At 48.6% G+C, this 16,110-nt stretch carries 13 protein-coding genes and 1 tRNA gene; 12 read left to right on the top strand and 2 right to left on the bottom strand.

What is annotated here, in order from left to right; all coding sequences use genetic code 11:
* Positions 1-68: 68 nt before the first annotated feature.
* Positions 69-1,181 (bottom strand): SDR family NAD(P)-dependent oxidoreductase, encoded by a 1,113-nt coding sequence (locus tag ASF12_RS02410; RefSeq protein WP_056029086.1) that lies wholly within the window; start codon positions 1,179-1,181, stop codon positions 69-71.
* Between the two features lie 55 nt (positions 1,182-1,236).
* Between ASF12_RS02410 and ASF12_RS34185 the strand changes: the two genes are divergently transcribed.
* From ASF12_RS34185 to ASF12_RS02395, 4 genes are all read left to right on the top strand, one after another.
* A tRNA-Asp gene (locus ASF12_RS34185) sits at positions 1,237-1,306 on the top strand.
* Positions 1,307-1,473: 167 nt separating this feature from the next.
* Complete coding sequence (locus tag ASF12_RS02405) at positions 1,474-2,004, top strand: hypothetical protein (protein ID WP_235533020.1); 531 nt, start codon at positions 1,474-1,476, stop codon at positions 2,002-2,004.
* Positions 2,005-2,050: 46 nt separating this feature from the next.
* On the top strand, positions 2,051-3,805 hold the full coding sequence (locus ASF12_RS02400) for an ABC transporter ATP-binding protein (protein ID WP_235533019.1): 1,755 nt from the start codon (positions 2,051-2,053) through the stop codon (positions 3,803-3,805).
* Positions 3,789-5,630 (top strand): ABC transporter ATP-binding protein, encoded by a 1,842-nt coding sequence (locus tag ASF12_RS02395; protein WP_056029084.1) that lies wholly within the window; start codon positions 3,789-3,791, stop codon positions 5,628-5,630. Before ASF12_RS02400 ends, ASF12_RS02395 begins: the two co-directional genes overlap by 17 nt.
* Positions 5,631-5,736: 106 nt before the next feature.
* On the opposite strand, the gene ASF12_RS02390 is transcribed toward ASF12_RS02395, so the two are convergent.
* Positions 5,737-6,831 (bottom strand): glycoside hydrolase family 88/105 protein, encoded by a 1,095-nt coding sequence (locus ASF12_RS02390; protein WP_235533018.1) that lies wholly within the window; start codon positions 6,829-6,831, stop codon positions 5,737-5,739.
* A 151-nt stretch (positions 6,832-6,982) separates the two neighbouring features.
* On the opposite strand from ASF12_RS02390, the gene ASF12_RS02385 reads away from it, so the two are divergent.
* The 8 genes from ASF12_RS02385 (at position 6,983) to ASF12_RS02350 (ending at position 15,981) form a co-directional block, all read left to right on the top strand.
* Positions 6,983-7,819, top strand: a complete 837-nt coding sequence (locus tag ASF12_RS02385) for an AraC family transcriptional regulator (RefSeq protein ID WP_056029080.1) — start codon at positions 6,983-6,985, stop codon at positions 7,817-7,819.
* Between the two features lie 221 nt (positions 7,820-8,040).
* Positions 8,041-9,864, top strand: coding sequence for a sensor histidine kinase (locus ASF12_RS02380; protein ID WP_162241879.1), 1,824 nt, complete (start codon positions 8,041-8,043; stop codon positions 9,862-9,864).
* 19 nt (positions 9,865-9,883) lie between these two features.
* Positions 9,884-10,657, top strand: coding sequence for a response regulator transcription factor (locus ASF12_RS02375; RefSeq protein WP_056029078.1), 774 nt, complete (start codon positions 9,884-9,886; stop codon positions 10,655-10,657).
* Between the two features lie 128 nt (positions 10,658-10,785).
* Entirely contained in the window at positions 10,786-12,078 is a 1,293-nt protein-coding gene (locus ASF12_RS02370) for an ABC transporter substrate-binding protein (protein WP_056029077.1), read from the top strand.
* A 68-nt stretch (positions 12,079-12,146) separates the two neighbouring features.
* Positions 12,147-12,845: a hypothetical protein gene (locus tag ASF12_RS02365; protein ID WP_063892458.1), complete on the top strand. Its 699-nt coding sequence runs from the start codon at positions 12,147-12,149 to the stop codon at positions 12,843-12,845.
* A 17-nt stretch (positions 12,846-12,862) separates the two neighbouring features.
* The gene (locus tag ASF12_RS02360) at positions 12,863-13,777 is read left to right on the top strand and encodes a carbohydrate ABC transporter permease (protein ID WP_056029073.1); all 915 of its coding nucleotides are present in this window, start codon (positions 12,863-12,865) and stop codon (positions 13,775-13,777) included.
* Complete coding sequence (locus ASF12_RS02355; protein ID WP_056029071.1) at positions 13,761-14,615, top strand: carbohydrate ABC transporter permease; 855 nt, start codon at positions 13,761-13,763, stop codon at positions 14,613-14,615. Before ASF12_RS02360 ends, ASF12_RS02355 begins: the two co-directional genes overlap by 17 nt.
* Positions 14,616-14,640: 25 nt before the next feature.
* Positions 14,641-15,981 carry an FAD-dependent oxidoreductase gene (locus tag ASF12_RS02350; RefSeq protein WP_056029070.1) on the top strand — a complete coding sequence of 447 codons (1,341 nt, stop codon included), beginning with the start codon at positions 14,641-14,643 and terminating at the stop codon, positions 15,979-15,981.
* Positions 15,982-16,110: the final 129 nt, after the last annotated feature.

The following is a 16,110-nucleotide window of genomic DNA, read 5'->3' as shown; positions in this document are numbered from 1 at the left end:
TGGTGATTACGTAATTGAATGTGATTTGAAAATTGAGTTCCCTTCGTTACATTGAGCACGAATCCCTATCACCAATCTACCTGCATATAATCTTTCAAAAACACACCCGTGAGTGGACGCTCAGCCTCTGATCCTTCATAGATGGGATCGCAAATTCTAGCAGCAGCATCGTTAAAATCCAAGGGTAAAATAATCTCTCGACTGGTCTGAACATGCTCTGGGAACTGATTGGATACCCATCCAGGATCTACGCTGGTTATGAATATTCGATGTTTTTTATATTCTTTTGACATTGTTAGGGTCATCATATTAAGCGAAGCTTTTGCCATGTTGGTGTGGATATGATAACCGCCTTTTCTTTTCATATTAAATTTGCCTTCTGCAGCAGATACATTTACGATAAAGCGATTTTGATGGGGACTTCTCAACATCATTTCTTTCAATTTTGTATTGAGCAAAAATGGAGCGGTTACGTTGATTAATTGAACTTCAAGCATTTCAACAATGGAAATTTGATGAGACTGAGCCGTCCATGAGTTATGTAATGGCGTATGATGAGCCAACATTCCCATTTCTTGATTCATTAGCTGTAAATGCTGAAAATCATTTATTTCATTTTCATCCGCAGATTTAAGAAAGTGCGAGATGGTTGTACTGTCGGCGATTAATTGTTGGTTGCCAATCATTTGTTTCTGGAGCTCTACTTCATTTATTTGTAACGCCGTATACTCCTCGGGAGACATTCTTACCGTCTGGGCAGCATTATTGATGATGATGTCGATGTAAGGGAACTCTTTATCTAGGTAGTGGGCGAACATCTCTACTCTTTCAATTTGGCGAAAATCTAATCCGTAGATGTGGATGCGATCTTTCCAATTTGGAAAATCAGGCTCTTTAATATAACGTTGTAGGGCATCATAGGGAAAACGGGTTGTTAAAATAACCCTTGCACCGTCTCGTAATAGACGTAATGCAGTATAATAACCTATTTTTGTTCGTCCACCTGTAACTAAAGCGATGCTAGACTCTAAGTTATGTATGGCTAAACGTTTCTTTTCATTGTATTCACCGCATGGTTGGCAAAGCTTTATATAGTGTTCGTGAACTACAGTATTGGGTTCTTTACAGATATAGCATCTGCGAGTTCTGCCGTTCTCATTTGTATCTTCCTGTTTTTTCATTATTATCACCTTAAAAAATTATTTACACATATAATAACATATGATAGAATTTTCTTACACAGTAGCTTAATTAAGGCGCCTGCCTATCAAGCAGGAGAATGAAGGTCCCAATCCTTCCTGTGTATGGTGATAGTTTAATGAAAACACCTTCCCGCTAAGAAGGAGATGGAGGTCTAACTCCTCCTCACCTTTATAATTGAAGCTGCAAGCCCTTAATTTCGCTTATTTGCGAATTAAGGGCTTTTTTATTTTAACGAGATGAGCCAGATGGTCGAATAGGAGGGCAATTTGGATGGTTGGAAACGATAGGCTGAAACGTAGTAAAGAAAGGGAAGTTAATTTTATTGGGCCGAAGCAAGTCTTGACAGACAATAAGGCATCGTATACATTTGTATACATAACGTTTTTGTATACGATTGTATACATGAATCCGAAAGGGGAAATTGAAATGCGTGATGGACATAGACATAAAGACAAGCGTGGTCATGGAGAACATGGGGAACATCGGGGGCATGGGCATCATCCTAAGCACGGGGTGCAAGCGCAGACGTTTCGCCGTGGCAGGGCTCTCGCCTTTCTGGAATCGCTGAATGTGAAGCGGTCGACTTTGCAGCGGCAATTAGACGAGCCGGAGTTTGAGTCGATTAAGCAGGTTATTAGCGGCGAGTTAAAAGCGACAGACACGATCATCCAGGAATTTATCCATGTGTTTCAGCTTTATGACCTAACCAATGATTCTCCAATTATTGAAGAGAAATCAAGCGGCGACGATAACGTTAACGTTGGGGACGATGAGGCTAATCCTCCAACCGTAAACAGTTAATTTTGGGGCCATAGAGCCACTATAAAAATGGAGGTGGTGATTCGACTTGAAACCGAACGGCATATTAAAACCCTACTTCGCTGCAACATGGCGCATGTATATATCTTCGATTGCGCTGCATGCAATCGCCAGCATCATATATGCCTACTTTCCGAAATTGCTAGGCGACTTTACAGACCGGCTGCAGACCGGGGATTTGGTCCAGCACGATGTCGTGCGTTACAGCCTGCTCCTGCTGGTGATCGGTATGGGTTATGCGCTTCTCGGAGGGTATGGTCAATATCTTGTCATGTATGTAGGCCGATTGTTTGACTACATTACTCGTCGTCGGCTTTATACGCACTTCTCGGAGCTAAGCGAGCACTATTATTCTAAAAATGGCGTAGGCAAGATGCTGAATTACTTTATGAATGATGTTACCGGCGTAAGGGAATCGCTTTCCATGGGGATTAACCAGCTCGCGATGGCTTCGATGCTATTATTGTCCTGTATTGGCGCAATGATACTGAGCGATATTCCGTTTTACCTCATCGCTGCTTCTGTCGGGCCATTGTTTTTGATTCCTTGGATCGTGATGCGTTTTGGCCCGGTCATTCGCAAACGTTCTCTGCATGTGCAGGAGGCGCTCGGCACGATGACAGAATCGGCTGAGGAGCAGATCAGCGGTATACGCGTGACGAAGAAGTTTGCAGTCGAGCAGATCATGATTGATCGGTTTGGTTCGGATGTCGATCGCATCCGCGATAATCAGCTGTCGCTCGTAAGGATATCCTCACTTTTTCAGGCGCTTGTGCCATTCCTCGGTTCAATGTCCTTGATTATGGCGCTCGCGCTTGGCGGTTACCTGACCATTACGGATAAAATCACATTAGGCGATTTCGTCGCGCTCACGATGTACATCCGAATGTTGATGAATCCTTTGCAGCAGATCGGCAACGTGATCAATACGCTGCAGCGCTCGCGCGCATCCTTGCAGCGTCTGAATGAATTGGTCGCCGTACAGCCGGACATCGTCGAGGCAGAAAATGCGGTGCCGATCGAGCTCGAACAAAGTGCAATACATTTGCAAGATTTGACCTTCACCTATCCAGATGCGTCATCGCCTGCTTTACGGCAAATCGATCTAGTCATCGAACCCGGTACGACGCTCGGCATCGTAGGGCGAACAGGCAGCGGCAAAACAACGCTTGTCAAGCTGCTGCTGCGGACATATGAAGCGCCGGAGGGGGCGATTCAGATCGGCGGCACGAGTATTCGCGGCATTAAGCTGGAAAGCTTGCGCGGCCAGACCGCCTATGTGCCGCAGGACGGATTTCTGTTCAGCGCGACGATTGGCGAGAATATCGCCTTTGCCAAACGCGAAGCCGGGAAGGACGAGATTGAAACGGCAGCCAAGCAGGCACGCATTTACGACAATATTATCGATTTCCCCGATGGCTTCGAGACGAAGCTTGGGGAGAAGGGAATCACCTTGTCTGGGGGGCAGCGCCAGCGAACGAGTCTTGCGCGAAGTCTGATGAAACAGGCTCCGCTTATGATTCTCGATGATAGCGTCAGTGCCGTCGATGCGGTAACCGAAACCGAGATTGTGAAGACGATCCAGGAAGTGCGCCGTAATAAGACGACTATTATTATCGCGCATCGAATCAGCGCCTTGAAGCATGCTGATCTAATCGTCGTCATGGACGAGGGCAGGATCGTTCAGCGTGGCAAGCACGAGGAGCTGCTCGCGCAGCCGGGGCAGTACGCCGAGCTTCATGCCATTCAAGAGGAGGGAAGCCGGCATGCCGCAGGGCAATAACCATAAGCAGACGGATCAGAAGATTGACCTAGCAAAGAAGCCGAAACCCCAATATCGATCAGCCTTTGGCATTATTAAATCCTATGTGGGACCGCATCGGTTCACCTTTGCCTTGGTCGTACTATGCACGATAATTGCCATTATGTCGGAGCTGTTCCAGCCATACTTGATCAAGGTTGCGATTGACGACAATCTAATGGCCGGGAACAAGGAATACGGCAGCATTCTGGTCATCTGCTTGATCTATTTTGGACTGGCGGCATCAGAATTGTTGTTTAGTTATTTTCAAAACAATCTGCTCCAACATGCCGGGCAAAGCATCGTGGCCCGAATACGAAAGCAGCTATTTGAACATATGACGAAGCTGTCCTTGTCCTATTTTGACAAGATGCCCAGCGGCAACCTCATTACGCATATATCCAGCGATACGGAAGCTGTAAACCAATTTTTCAACCAAGTGCTGCTTACGCTGCTGCGCGACGGCCTTACACTGCTCTTCATCCTGATCATGTTGTTTCAGCTTGACGCAACACTCGGCGCTTATTGTCTGGTGCTGCTCCCGATTACCGCATTCATCGCGATCACATTCCGTTCTTACATGCGCAAAACGTATCAGCTGGCGCGGACCCGTTTGTCCCGTCTCGTGGCGTTCGTAACCGAGAATCTATCAGGCATGAACCTCATTCAAGTTTTCCATCAGCAAAAAGCGCAGGCCGAGCAATTCAATGTACGGAATGAGGCCTATTTTAAAGCTAATATTCGTGAAATACGCACGATGGTATTATTTAATCGGTCGTTTGATTTGCTCAGCAATCTTACAATTGCTTTCATTATCTGGATTGGCGGCAAAGCGGTACTAGGCCAAGCGCTTGAATTCGGTGTACTGTACGCGTTCATCACGTATATTCGCCAATTTTTCCAGCCGATTAATGCGATTACCCAGCAGTGGAACACGCTCCAGTCAGCTACGGTCGCCGTGAACCGGATTTGGGGCGTGCTTGATACCGAGCCGGAAATCGTAGATCGTCCTAATCCGCTTCGAATCGATAGGGAGTCGGTAGAGGGACGCCTCGATTTCAATCAAATTACGTTTGGTTATGAGGGCGTTTCACCGATATTCAGCGGACTCGACCTTCACATCCATCCGGGAGAGATGATTGGCTTCGTCGGTACGACGGGCGCAGGCAAAAGCTCGCTGATGAGTTTGCTTTGCCGGTTCTATGACGTGCAGGAGGGCAGCATTCTCATCGACGGCAACGATATTCGAGATTTAAAGCAGGCCGACTTGCACCGGATCGTCGGTCTAGTTCAGCAAGAGCCTTATCTTTATGCGGGCACCATCATCGACAATGTCCGGATGTTTGATGAGGCTATCTCCCGTGAAGCTGTCGTTCGCGCATGCGAATTCGTAGGTGCCGACCAACTCGTCAAACGGATGAAGGACGGCTACGACACGAGATTGTCCGAACGCGGCAGTGGGCTGTCAGCGGGCGAGCGGCAGCTGCTGTCCTTCGCGCGCATCCTCGTCTTCCAGCCGAAAATTCTTATTTTGGACGAAGCGACTGCGAATCTGGATTCCCACACGGAGCAGCTCATCCAACAAGCGCTGCACGTCGTATCCGCCGGTCGTACGACAATCGTCATCGCGCATCGTTTATCGACAATTATGCAGGCCGATCGAATTATCGTCCTGCGGCATGGAGCCATTGTCGAAGCGGGGTCGCATTTGGAGCTGCTGGAAAACAAAGGCTACTACGAAGAGTTGTATCGCCATTCGCAAGGTGAGACGAACCAAGAGGCCGTCCCCGCTGCCTCAGGCGAATAATGGATTTCACCCCATTAATCCGAATTCATTAAACTTCACCTAATTCCAAATAACTTCTTCCAACAAAAAGCTGGAGCCCCTAACAGGGCTCCAGCTTTTTGCATAATTACGCTATCTTTTCCGCAAGACTCATTTCTACACACATGAGGATAAAAGCGCCTGCGCCATGCAGATCGTTTTCGCTAGTAGGGCGGGCGATATAGTGGGCGTAGTCGCCAATTCCTGTCCCGATGCAAATTTGGCCGATGATGACGTTGCCGTTCTCATCGAGCTTGAGCGTATCAATTACGCCTTGATAGCCCTTCCAAGCATATTGCAAATACTTGGCATCGAGATAGCCGAAGCGCACCGCTTTGGCAATGGCATGAACAAATAAGGCCGTACAGGAATTTTCAAGCCAATTATCCGGCTCGTCTGGTTTGTCAACAACCTGATACCATAAACCAGTCGAAGCATCTTGGAAGTTAGTCAGCGCGATGAGCAGGTCCTGAAGGATAGCGACTAGCGCTGCTTTATCCTTATGATCCTCAGGCAGGTATTCGAACATTTCCAGCAAAGCGACAGGGTACCAGCCGATTGCCCGGCCCCAGAACTCTGGCGCTAGCCCTGTAACCGGATCGGCCCAAGCCGCTTCCTTCGTTTCATCCCATCCGTGATAAAGCAAACCCGTTTTCGGGTCCTTGGTATGCTTCGCCATCAATAGCGCTTGGAAGGTCATTTGATCAAAATAGTCGCTTTCGCCGAATGTTTGGCCAAACTGCACGGCAATCGGGCCCGCCATATATAATCCGTCCAGCCACATTTGATTCGGGTAATGCTCCTTGTGCCAGAAGCCGCCCGACGGATTTGTTTTCCAAGATTTTAATAGGGGAACGAGGGTGTGTAAAGCTTTTTTATACCGTTCGTCACCCGTTTGCTCATATAATCTAAAGAGAAGGACACCGGGCTGAATGTCATCCAGTTCATCTGGCTTGTGCTTCTTAATGCTGCCATCTAAGAGAATTTGGCTGTCTACCCACCGCTTAATATATTCGCTGTATTTGTCCTTTTTCGTTTGCTGCCAGCATTTCTCCATACCCGACAGAAATACGCCCTGATGATAGTGAAAACGGTCCGGCGGAAGCAATTCCGGCTCAAATTTGGCCATCAACGCCTCGCAGGCCTTCTCTGCCCATTGAATGGGGGAAAGGGTTTCTTGCATAAGGTACATTCCTCCTTCTCGTATTAAGCCTATTTTAGCAGAGGAAAATGTACATTTTTTGCGAAAATGCCATCATTCTTCTTATATCTTGCAGGAAATAAGCAGAAGCGTATAATAAAATGACAGACTGAGAAGAGAGGCGGAGCTTTGGATGGGAGATTTTCAATTTGAAAATAGGGACGGGACTTTTTTGGTGTCCCACCGGAGGGCGTTAAGCCACAATATGCCAGCCAGCCATTTTCACAGTACGTATGAAATCTTTTATTTAATGTCTGGCAAACGGGAATTTTTCATTAAGGACAGGACGATGGTGATCAACGAAGGGGATGTTATTATTATCTCTCCTAATATTTTACACCGGACAACCAATACGGAAACGCCCCAGCATGAGCGGCTCATTATTAATATTCATGAGCATGAAATGGCCTCGGCTAATGGTTCCTATATGAATACTTTGCAGCCGCTGTTTGAGCAGGAGTACATGATAGTTAAATGCTCTTTGCAGGACAGGCTATCCATCGAGGCCCTCTCAAGCCGTATCATCGAGGAAATTCAGGATAAAAAAGCTGGCTTCGAGATGTATGCGCAGACTTTGGTTCTACAGCTGCTTCTTATTTGCTGCCGGCATATTAGACAAAACAGCATCGAGCCTCTAGAGTCGCCAAGTCCAATGCATGAAAGAATTTCGGAGGTTGTCCGCTATATCAACAGTCATTATATGCAAGAGCTGTCGCTGCATCCGCTAGCAGAGAGATTTTATGTCAGCCCCTATTATTTAAGTCGTTTTTTTAAAGAGGCAACAGGCTTTACGTTCGTGGAGTATTTGAACAGCGTCAGGATCAAGGAGGCGAAGAAGCTGTTGGAGCAATCGTCGATGAAGGTCAATCTGATTGCGAGGAAGGTAGGCTTCGGAAGCGTGACGCATTTCGGCAGAGTGTTCAAGTCAACGACTGGACATAAACCATTATTTTATAGAAAGGGGAAGTGAGGGATAGCCTTTTTTTGTTAGGTCGTAGATCAAGAATTCACCGCAAAAGCAAGCAACTATACTATGACTAAACCATGTCCAACAGGCGTGGTTTTTTTGTTGCTAAATATTCCATACCTTTTCCGAATGGTACGGGATAGGATTCATTCCTCTCCCATTATAATATAAACTTCAAATAAGAAATGGAGGACCTATCCATTCACGACAGGGGGAAGACAAGCTTGATTATCTTGACATTCTTGCATCAGTGGTTCAAGGGTCATCTGAGTGAAAGCAATTTGCGCACTAAGCTGCTGCTCCTATTCAGCGTGCTTATTTTGCTGCCTTTAAGCCTGCAGGGTATGGTGACGTATCGTCATTTCTCAGCAACGGTTAATCACAAGACGGAACAATTTACCATCGACATTGTTCAACAGATCAACACCAATCTTGATCGGATGCTGAAAGACCTGGAACGATTATCGCTTATGCCGTTGTATGATCAGATGGTGTTGTCCATTCTGGCGAAATACAACGGGCCGATGGGCTCGGGGACTTGGGTGCTATCCGACGATTATTTGAAAATGAAGCTGTATACATCTGGGCAAGCATACAACCGACCTGAAATCCGCGGCATTCATCTAATTAGCAACAGCGGCATTTTATTTTCGAACGTAGATGCGATGTCAGCCGATGCGGTATGGGACAGCAGGCGGGATTCATGGTTTTCGGATCTGTTTCAATCCGATGGAGAATGGACAATCATCCCGCCTCATGAACCGTCCTATTACAGCAGCCCAAGCTCGGAGTCCTATATTTCAGTCGCAAGAGTTATAAGAGAGCCTAAAACGCTAGTGCGATTAGGCTACATGATTATTGACGTCAAGGTGGAGGCGTTCGGCCATATTTTATCGAATCTGAATTTTGAGCGGGAGGCAAGCCTTTTGATCGTCGATGACCGGCAGCGATTCATATTCGAGCGAGTGGAGGAGGGCGGCGTTTCCGCCTATGGCGAGCTGTTAAAGGATGGTCAGCTGCAGGAAATGAGGAACAGGCAAAAGAAAAAGCTTGGCAGCCGCGATTATTTATTCGTGCAGCATCATTCCTCCTATACAGGCTTGTCCGTAATCAGCTTGACGCCGATCGCCGTTATCCAGAAGGAGTCGCGTGAAATGATGACTTTTACGCTATGGTTTGCTGCGGTTTGCGTCGGAATGGTTACAGGGCTGGCCGTGCTGCTTTCCTATCGTATTACAAGGCCGCTTATTGAGCTGAAGAAGGCGATGGCCCGAGCTGAGCAGGGGAATTTCAATAAGCGGGTAACGATGCTAAGCAATGATGAGTTCGGTCAGCTTGGGCGCGGCTTCAACAAAATGATGGAGGAAATCAATCGTCTCTTTCATGAGGTATTTGTACTCGGCATGCGGGAGAAGGAAGCGGAGCTGTCTGCGCTTCAAAGCCAAATCAACCCGCATTTTATTTATAATACGCTGGAGTCGATTAATATGATGGCCATTCAGCGCAAGCATGCCGAGGTGTCTGATATGGTGACCGCCCTTGGCAAGCTGCTTCGATACACCATCGATAAGGTGGACAGACGGATTCAGCTTTGGGAGGAAATCCATTTTGTAGATTCCTATGTGCGGATTCAACAGGTCCGGTATGGTGGCAAGCTGCAGGTACTGTACGAAATTGAAGATGAGGTGAAGGACTGCCTTATACCGAAGCTTATTTTGCAGCCGTTGGTTGAGAACGCAGTCTATCACGGCATAGATGATCGAGAAGAGGGAGGCACGATCTGGATTTCTGCCCTGCGTTTCGAGGATGAGCTGCTTATTACGGTTCGGGACAATGGCAAAGGAATGAGCGAGACGGAAATAGAGGAGCTGAACGAGGCGATCGGCAAGCACACGGACAATCAGTCGCTGCAGCTCAGTGGTCACGATGAATTGGGGCTAAGCAATATTTTCCAGCGCATCGTGCTTATGTATGACAAGGGCGGCAGCCTTACAGTGGATGGCAGCCCGGGACGGGGCTTCGCAGTTACGATTACGATTCCACTTTAAGAGACAGGGGCTGGGAAGCATGTATAAGGTTTTACTCGTAGAGGATGAAACGGTTATACGCCAGGGCTTGCGGGAACTGATCCATCAGTCGGTCCATTCGTTTGAGGTAACGGGAGAGGCTGCAAGCGGCAGCGAGGCAATTGCTTATTTAAAGGGTGACATGCCCGATGTCATGATCACCGACATCAGGATGAGAGAGATGGACGGACTGGTGATGATGGGAAAGGTGAAGCAAATGTATCCGGAGCTGATCGTTATTATTTTAAGCGGCTACGGGGAGTTTGTATATGCGCAAAGGGCGATAGAATATGGCGTGTTCAAATATTTGCTGAAGCCGATTGAGCGGCACGAGCTTGTAGCTGCAATGCGAAAGGCCCAGCTGCTTCTGGATCGCAAGTATGGCGTTTCTACTTCGCTGCCCGCAGCCGCAGATCTGGAACAGACGGGAAGTGGCGGAGATACTCGCAAAATTATCCGCGACATCAGGGAGTATGTAAAACGGCATATTGACGGGGATTTACGCTTGCAAACCGTCGCCTCCCAAGTGAGCCTGAATGCGACGTATTTGAGCCAGCTGTTTAAGAACGAGACGGGGGTCAATTATTCGGAATATGTATTGGAGGCGCGCATGGAAAGGGCGAAGTGGCTGCTGGTGCATACGCAGCTGAAAATCTATGATGTGGCACGGCTGTCCGGACACCAAAGCCCGAAGCATTTCATGCTTGTATTCAAGCAGCAGACAGGTCAGACAGCAGGCGAGTATCGCGATCAATTTACCGATTCCAGCTTTTAGATGAGCCGCGATAAGAAAATAGAGGAATAAAACGCACCATTTCTGCAATTTGCATGGTTTAAGGAAGGCAACAGCCACCGCTATACTTAAGTAGGGAATACAAACTAATGGCTGCTAAGGGGGATTTTATGAAAAAAGCGAGTCGGGCTCTTCTATCCATTTTACCGATTGTAATAGCTGTCGGCTGCAGCAGTACGAACTCTGGCAACGTTGTAAACAAGGGTACGGAGCAGAAGGAGGACATCGAATTAACGTTTTTAATGTGGGGCAATCAGGGGCATATGGATGTGTACAACAAGCTCATTGCTGGCTTCAAACAGGAGAACCCGGGTATTCAGGTGGTGATGGAATCCGTGCCGTTCGCCGAGTATCAGCAGAAAATTTCAGTGCTGGCAGCCGGAAGGACGCTGCCGGACATCGCATGGGTATCCGAGCGGATGATCCCCCAGTTTAAGGAAAATGGCATATTGGCGGATGTATCCGAATTTAAAAATGACGCGGACTTTAAGCTGGGCGATTACATTCCTAGCACCCTTGACCTATTCCGCGACGGCGAGCAGCTGCTGGGCTTGCCTTTCTCGACGCCGCCTGTCGTTATGTTCTATAACAAGACGCTGTTTGATCAAGCAAAATGGACAGACCCGAACCTACTTGCCTCAGAAGGCAAATGGACATGGGAACAATTCGAGCAATCCGCTAAGGCGATCTCAAACAGCGATGCGAAAAGCCGCATCTATGGCGCGAACTTTTTCCGCGACTGGAAAACATGGGCGATTTTATCCTCCTATTCCTGGTCCAATGGCAGCGGACCGTTCAACGCAGATTTAACTGCTTTCACCTGGAATGACCAGTACGGCTTGGAAACGTTCGATATGCTGAGCCGCATGATGTTCACCGACCAGTCTCATCCGAAGGCTGGCGAGCAGGTCAGCTTTGATGCGGGCAACGTCGGGATGTTCTTCGACAACTACAGCTATGTATCGAAAGCAAGAGAGATTACGAGCTTCGAGTGGAGCATAGCGCCGATGCCGTCCGGCTCGCAGGGCAGTGTGCCGATGCTTGGACAGGCGGGCTACACGCTGTTCAAGGACAGTAAGCATCCTGAGGAAGCGAAGAAGCTTCTGAAATATTTCGCTAGCCAGGCCGGTATAGAGGCGACAGCGACTTATTTTGTCCCGCCGCGCACCTCAGTGCTTCATTCGGATGCGTTCCTGAATCAGCCGAACAACCCGCCAGCAGAGCATATTACTCAGGCGGTTATCGACGAAATGCCGAAGGCCCGCATGCTTCCGGGGCATATTCGCTGGCAGGACATCGACAACGCCGTTCTTCAGGGCTTCGACCGCCTGTTCGGCAGATCGGGCAGCACGCAGGAAAACTTGGCAAAAATGCAAACGGAAGTTGACGCTATTTTGAAATAAGCAGCCGTATAAGGGGGACAGTCCGTCTGACGGGCCGCCTAGCTCTACAAAAAAATTTAAGGGAGTGGATGGATTTGGGAAAATTAAAGGAGCAGTTCAACAAGCATAAGCTATCTTTATTCATCAGCCTGCCCGCCAATGATGTGGCGCTGGCTCAAGCTGCGCTCGATGAGGGCGCTGACGCACTGAAGGTGCATGTCAATGTGGGCCATCGTGCTAGCGGCACGCACTTTGGTTCACTTGACGAATACGAGGCGGTATTCCACAGCATACGGGAAAAGTTTGACGGACCATTCGGTGTTGTGCCAGCTGGGAGCCTTGAAGGCGTGACCAGACCAGACATGGAAAGACTGGCTCCGCTGGGCTTTGATTTCTATTCAATATATGCCCATCATCTTCCTTCGCTCCTGTTGGAGGAGCTAGGCCTTGACCGAACGTTTGCAATCAATGAACATTATGATCTCACACTTGTGCAGAGCGCAGGGCAGTTCGGCTTTACCGCTCTGGAAGCTTCAATTGTGCCGGGAAGCGAATATGGGACGCCGCTCAGCTTTGCAGATGTGATGAAATATCGCTATTTAGTAGAGCATTCGGGGCTTCCGGTTGTTATTCCATCACAGCGGCGGCTTGTACCTGGCGATGTAGCCGTGCTGCGCAATGCTGGTGTTAGTGCGATTATGCTGGGTGCAATCGTAGTCGGGAAGACGGAGGATCAGCTGCGGAGAACGGTCAGCGAGTTCCGCAATGCAATGGATAGATTGAGCTAGAAGGCGGTGTTATCTTCATGAAGGAAATGGGCAAAAAACGAAGAAGAGGGCCGCTTGTCCGGGAGGCGCAAATTGCAGGCTGGCTGTTTGTTTCGCCAATGGTACTCGGTTTTACTTTGCTGCTGCTGTTTCCGATGACGCAGGCCTTCTATATGAGCTTGATGGACTGGCCGCTGCTTGGTGAACACCACTTTATTGGGCTTCACAATTATCGGAATATTGCGACAGATCATTTATTTTGGAAAGTGTTCGGCAATACCCTTTATTTTACAGTGGGCCTTGTTCCGTTTAATATTGTGCTGGCCCTGCTGCTGGCGCTGCTTTTATCCAAAAGCTTCAAGGGGATTGGGCTGTTCCGAACAGCGATATTTGTACCCGTCATGACTTCTCTTATCGTATGGTCGATTGTCTGGAAATATATGTTCGCAACGGATTCGGGGCTTATCAATCAGGTTTTGCTGCTGCTCGATATTAGAGGGCCGGCGTGGCTGTACGATGAGAAGCTGGCCATGCCATCGGTTATTGTAACCAGTGTTTTGAAAAATGTAGGCTTGAACATGGTGCTCTTTATTGCTGCCATTCAGCAGGTGCCACGCTCCTTGTATGAAGCCGCGATGCTGGATGGCGCAGGCAAGGGCAAAAGCTTTTTTAATGTAACGCTGCCAATGATAACGCCTACTGTATTTCTGACCGTCGTTATGACCATTATCGGTTCTCTGAAGGTATTTGGCCAAATTTATGTCATGACGCAAGGCGGGCCTAGCAGCAGTACGAAGGTGCTGGTGTATTATATTTGGGAAAAAGCATTCAAATTGTTTCAGATGGGATATGCATCAGCACTGGCGTTCGTTCTGTTCTTCGTGGTGCTTGTGTTGACTCTGCTGCAATGGCAGCTCAGAAAAAGGTGGGTATTCAATGAAAGCGACACCTAATGCAGGCATTAGCAAGCCACTGACGCTGTTTGGCGTTTATAGCCTTTTAAGCTTCATCTCGCTTATTATGCTCGTACCATTTTTGTGGATGCTGTCTACCTCCTTCAAGGAGCCGCAGGACATCTTCACCTATCCGCCGAAGCTGATCCCGCCTGCGTTCCGGCTGCAAAACTATGTCGATGTCTTCCAGCTGATTCCGTTCCACCGCTTTTATTTCAACAGTGTATATATTGCGTTTGTAGTTGTGCTAGGCACCGTTTTTTTTGCCTCATTGGCCGGCTATGCGTTTGCAAAAATACCGTTCAAGGGCCGAAATATCCTGTTTCTGATTTTGCTCAGCGCGATGATGATTCCTCATGAGGTAACGGCGATTCCGATGTTTCTGTTCATGCGTGAGCTTAATTGGATTGATACGCATTTGCCGCTTATTCTGCTGCCGATCTTTGGGGCGGGTGGAGTGTTCGGAATTTTTGTGATGCGGCAGTTTTTCATTACGGTGCCGACGGAGCTGGAAGAGGCAGCGATGATAGACGGCTGTAGCCGATTTCGGATTTATGCACAAATTATGCTGCCGATTGCCAAGCCTGGACTGGCGACGTTGACGATTTTCACATTCGTAACGGTATGGAATGAGTTTTTTGACCCGCTTATTTTCATTAATTCGCGTCATTTGATGACCCTTCCGCTTGGCCTGTCGCTATTTACGGATGAGGTCGGCACATCCTGGCATTATTTGATGAGTGCAACCGTAATGGCAACGGTGCCGCTGTTAATCGTATTTTTTCTGGCCCAGCGGCGTTTTATTGAAGGGGTGGCCATGACGGGCTTGAAGGAATAAGTGCAGCTTCGAAAGGGAGGATGAAATGAATAACAAAATAGAGGCAGATGTTGTCGTTGTTGGCGGAGGGCCTGCAGGAATAGCGGCGTCCATTGCTGCAGGCCGGCAAGGTGTGAGAACCGTGCTGATCGAACGTTATGGCTTTGTTGGCGGCATGTCTACGGCAGCAATGGTCTATCCATGGATGACATTCCATACGAGCAGCGGCGAGCAGGTCATTAAAGGCATCGCCCAGGAAATTGTAGATCGGCTGCAGGCTCGCGGAGGCTCGCCTGGCCATCTCAGGGATACGGTCGGTTTCGTTCATACGCTGACGCCTTATCATCCGGAAATTTATCAGGTCGTTGCGGCAGATATGCTGCGCGAGGCTGGCGTCAAATTGCTGCTTCATAGTATGGTGGACGAGGTTGGGGTGAGGGAAGGCGTTATTGAGGCTGTACATGTAACCAATAAGTCTGGCAGAACGGAAGTGTGTGCCAAAGTATTTGTGGATGCGAGCGGTGATGCGGACGTCGCTTACCTTTCCGGGGCAGAAACGCTTCATGGGCGTGCTCTGGATCAACAGGCACAGCCGATGACGATGAAGTTCAGGATGCGCGGTGTTAACTTGGATAAAGTAAAGCAATATATGATGGACCACCCGGAGGACTTTTATCAAAAAACTCCTTTTTCAGAGCTGCCGGGTCTACCGCTGACTGGTGTGAGCGGATTCTATTCGCACTGGAAGAAGGCGAATGTGCCCATTAACCGTGATCAAATTCTGTTTTTTACGGGGCCAGCCGAGGATGAGGTGCTGATTAACTGTACACGGGTGCAGGGGCTGGATGCGACTAGTGCCGAGGATCTGACACTTGCTGAACAGGAGGGGCGACGGCAGGTGTTGATGATGGCGGAGTTTCTGCAGCGCGATGTACCCGGTTTTGAGCGGGCTTCCATCTCAGCGGTTGCTCCGCAAATCGGCATACGGGAATCGCGGCGAATTGTTGGCCATTACTCACTCACGAAGGAAGATGTGATAGAGGGGAGGAAGCACAGCGATGTTATAGCACGCAGTGGCTACCCCATTGATATCCATGACCCAACCGGAAAAGGGGTAACCGCTGCTTTTATTTCCGGTGATGGCGCTTATGACATTCCGCTTCGCTGTCTGCTCTCCCATAATGTGCCCAATTTGCTCGCGGCGGGAAGGTGCATCTCGACTTCACACGAGGCGCTCGCAACAACTCGCCTGACCCCGAGCTGTATGGCAACCGGACAGGCAGCCGGAACAGCGGCAGCTTTAGCGGTACTGACTGAGGTTGAGCCAGCTCAAGTACCTATTGCCAAATTGCAGGATGAGCTGCGGAAAGCACATGCGGCAATATAAGCGGCTCCTAGCCAACTGCCTATGTGTGATGACTGATTGACACTAACCTTGAGGTAAGTAGCTGTACTTAAAGTGCGTACTTACATAATTGCAGCGTGCGCTTTATACTCAAGAGGCCAATCACACTTT

The sequence above is a fragment of the Paenibacillus sp. Leaf72 genome, from assembly GCF_001422685.1.
Taxonomy (GTDB): Bacteria; Bacillota; Bacilli; order Paenibacillales; family Paenibacillaceae; genus Pristimantibacillus.
The sequence above is the reverse complement of the archived record's forward strand: the minus strand, read 5'-3'. Positions and strand labels throughout refer to the sequence as shown.

Coding starts and splice junctions, on each gene's coding strand:
- ASF12_RS02405 (WP_235533020.1), top strand. CDS start 1,474: ATGGTTGGAAACGATAGGCTGAAACGTAGTAAAGAAAGGGAAGTTAAT.
- ASF12_RS02410 (WP_056029086.1), bottom strand. CDS start 1,181: ATGAAAAAACAGGAAGATACAAATGAGAACGGCAGAACTCGCAGATGC.
- ASF12_RS02350 (WP_056029070.1), top strand. CDS start 14,641: ATGAATAACAAAATAGAGGCAGATGTTGTCGTTGTTGGCGGAGGGCCT.
- ASF12_RS02355 (WP_056029071.1), top strand. CDS start 13,761: ATGAAAGCGACACCTAATGCAGGCATTAGCAAGCCACTGACGCTGTTT.
- ASF12_RS02390 (WP_235533018.1), bottom strand. CDS start 6,831: ATGCAAGAAACCCTTTCCCCCATTCAATGGGCAGAGAAGGCCTGCGAG.
- ASF12_RS02375 (WP_056029078.1), top strand. CDS start 9,884: ATGTATAAGGTTTTACTCGTAGAGGATGAAACGGTTATACGCCAGGGC.
- ASF12_RS02365 (WP_063892458.1), top strand. CDS start 12,147: ATGGATTTGGGAAAATTAAAGGAGCAGTTCAACAAGCATAAGCTATCT.
- ASF12_RS02370 (WP_056029077.1), top strand. CDS start 10,786: ATGAAAAAAGCGAGTCGGGCTCTTCTATCCATTTTACCGATTGTAATA.
- ASF12_RS02385 (WP_056029080.1), top strand. CDS start 6,983: ATGGGAGATTTTCAATTTGAAAATAGGGACGGGACTTTTTTGGTGTCC.
- ASF12_RS02395 (WP_056029084.1), top strand. CDS start 3,789: ATGCCGCAGGGCAATAACCATAAGCAGACGGATCAGAAGATTGACCTA.
- ASF12_RS02360 (WP_056029073.1), top strand. CDS start 12,863: ATGAAGGAAATGGGCAAAAAACGAAGAAGAGGGCCGCTTGTCCGGGAG.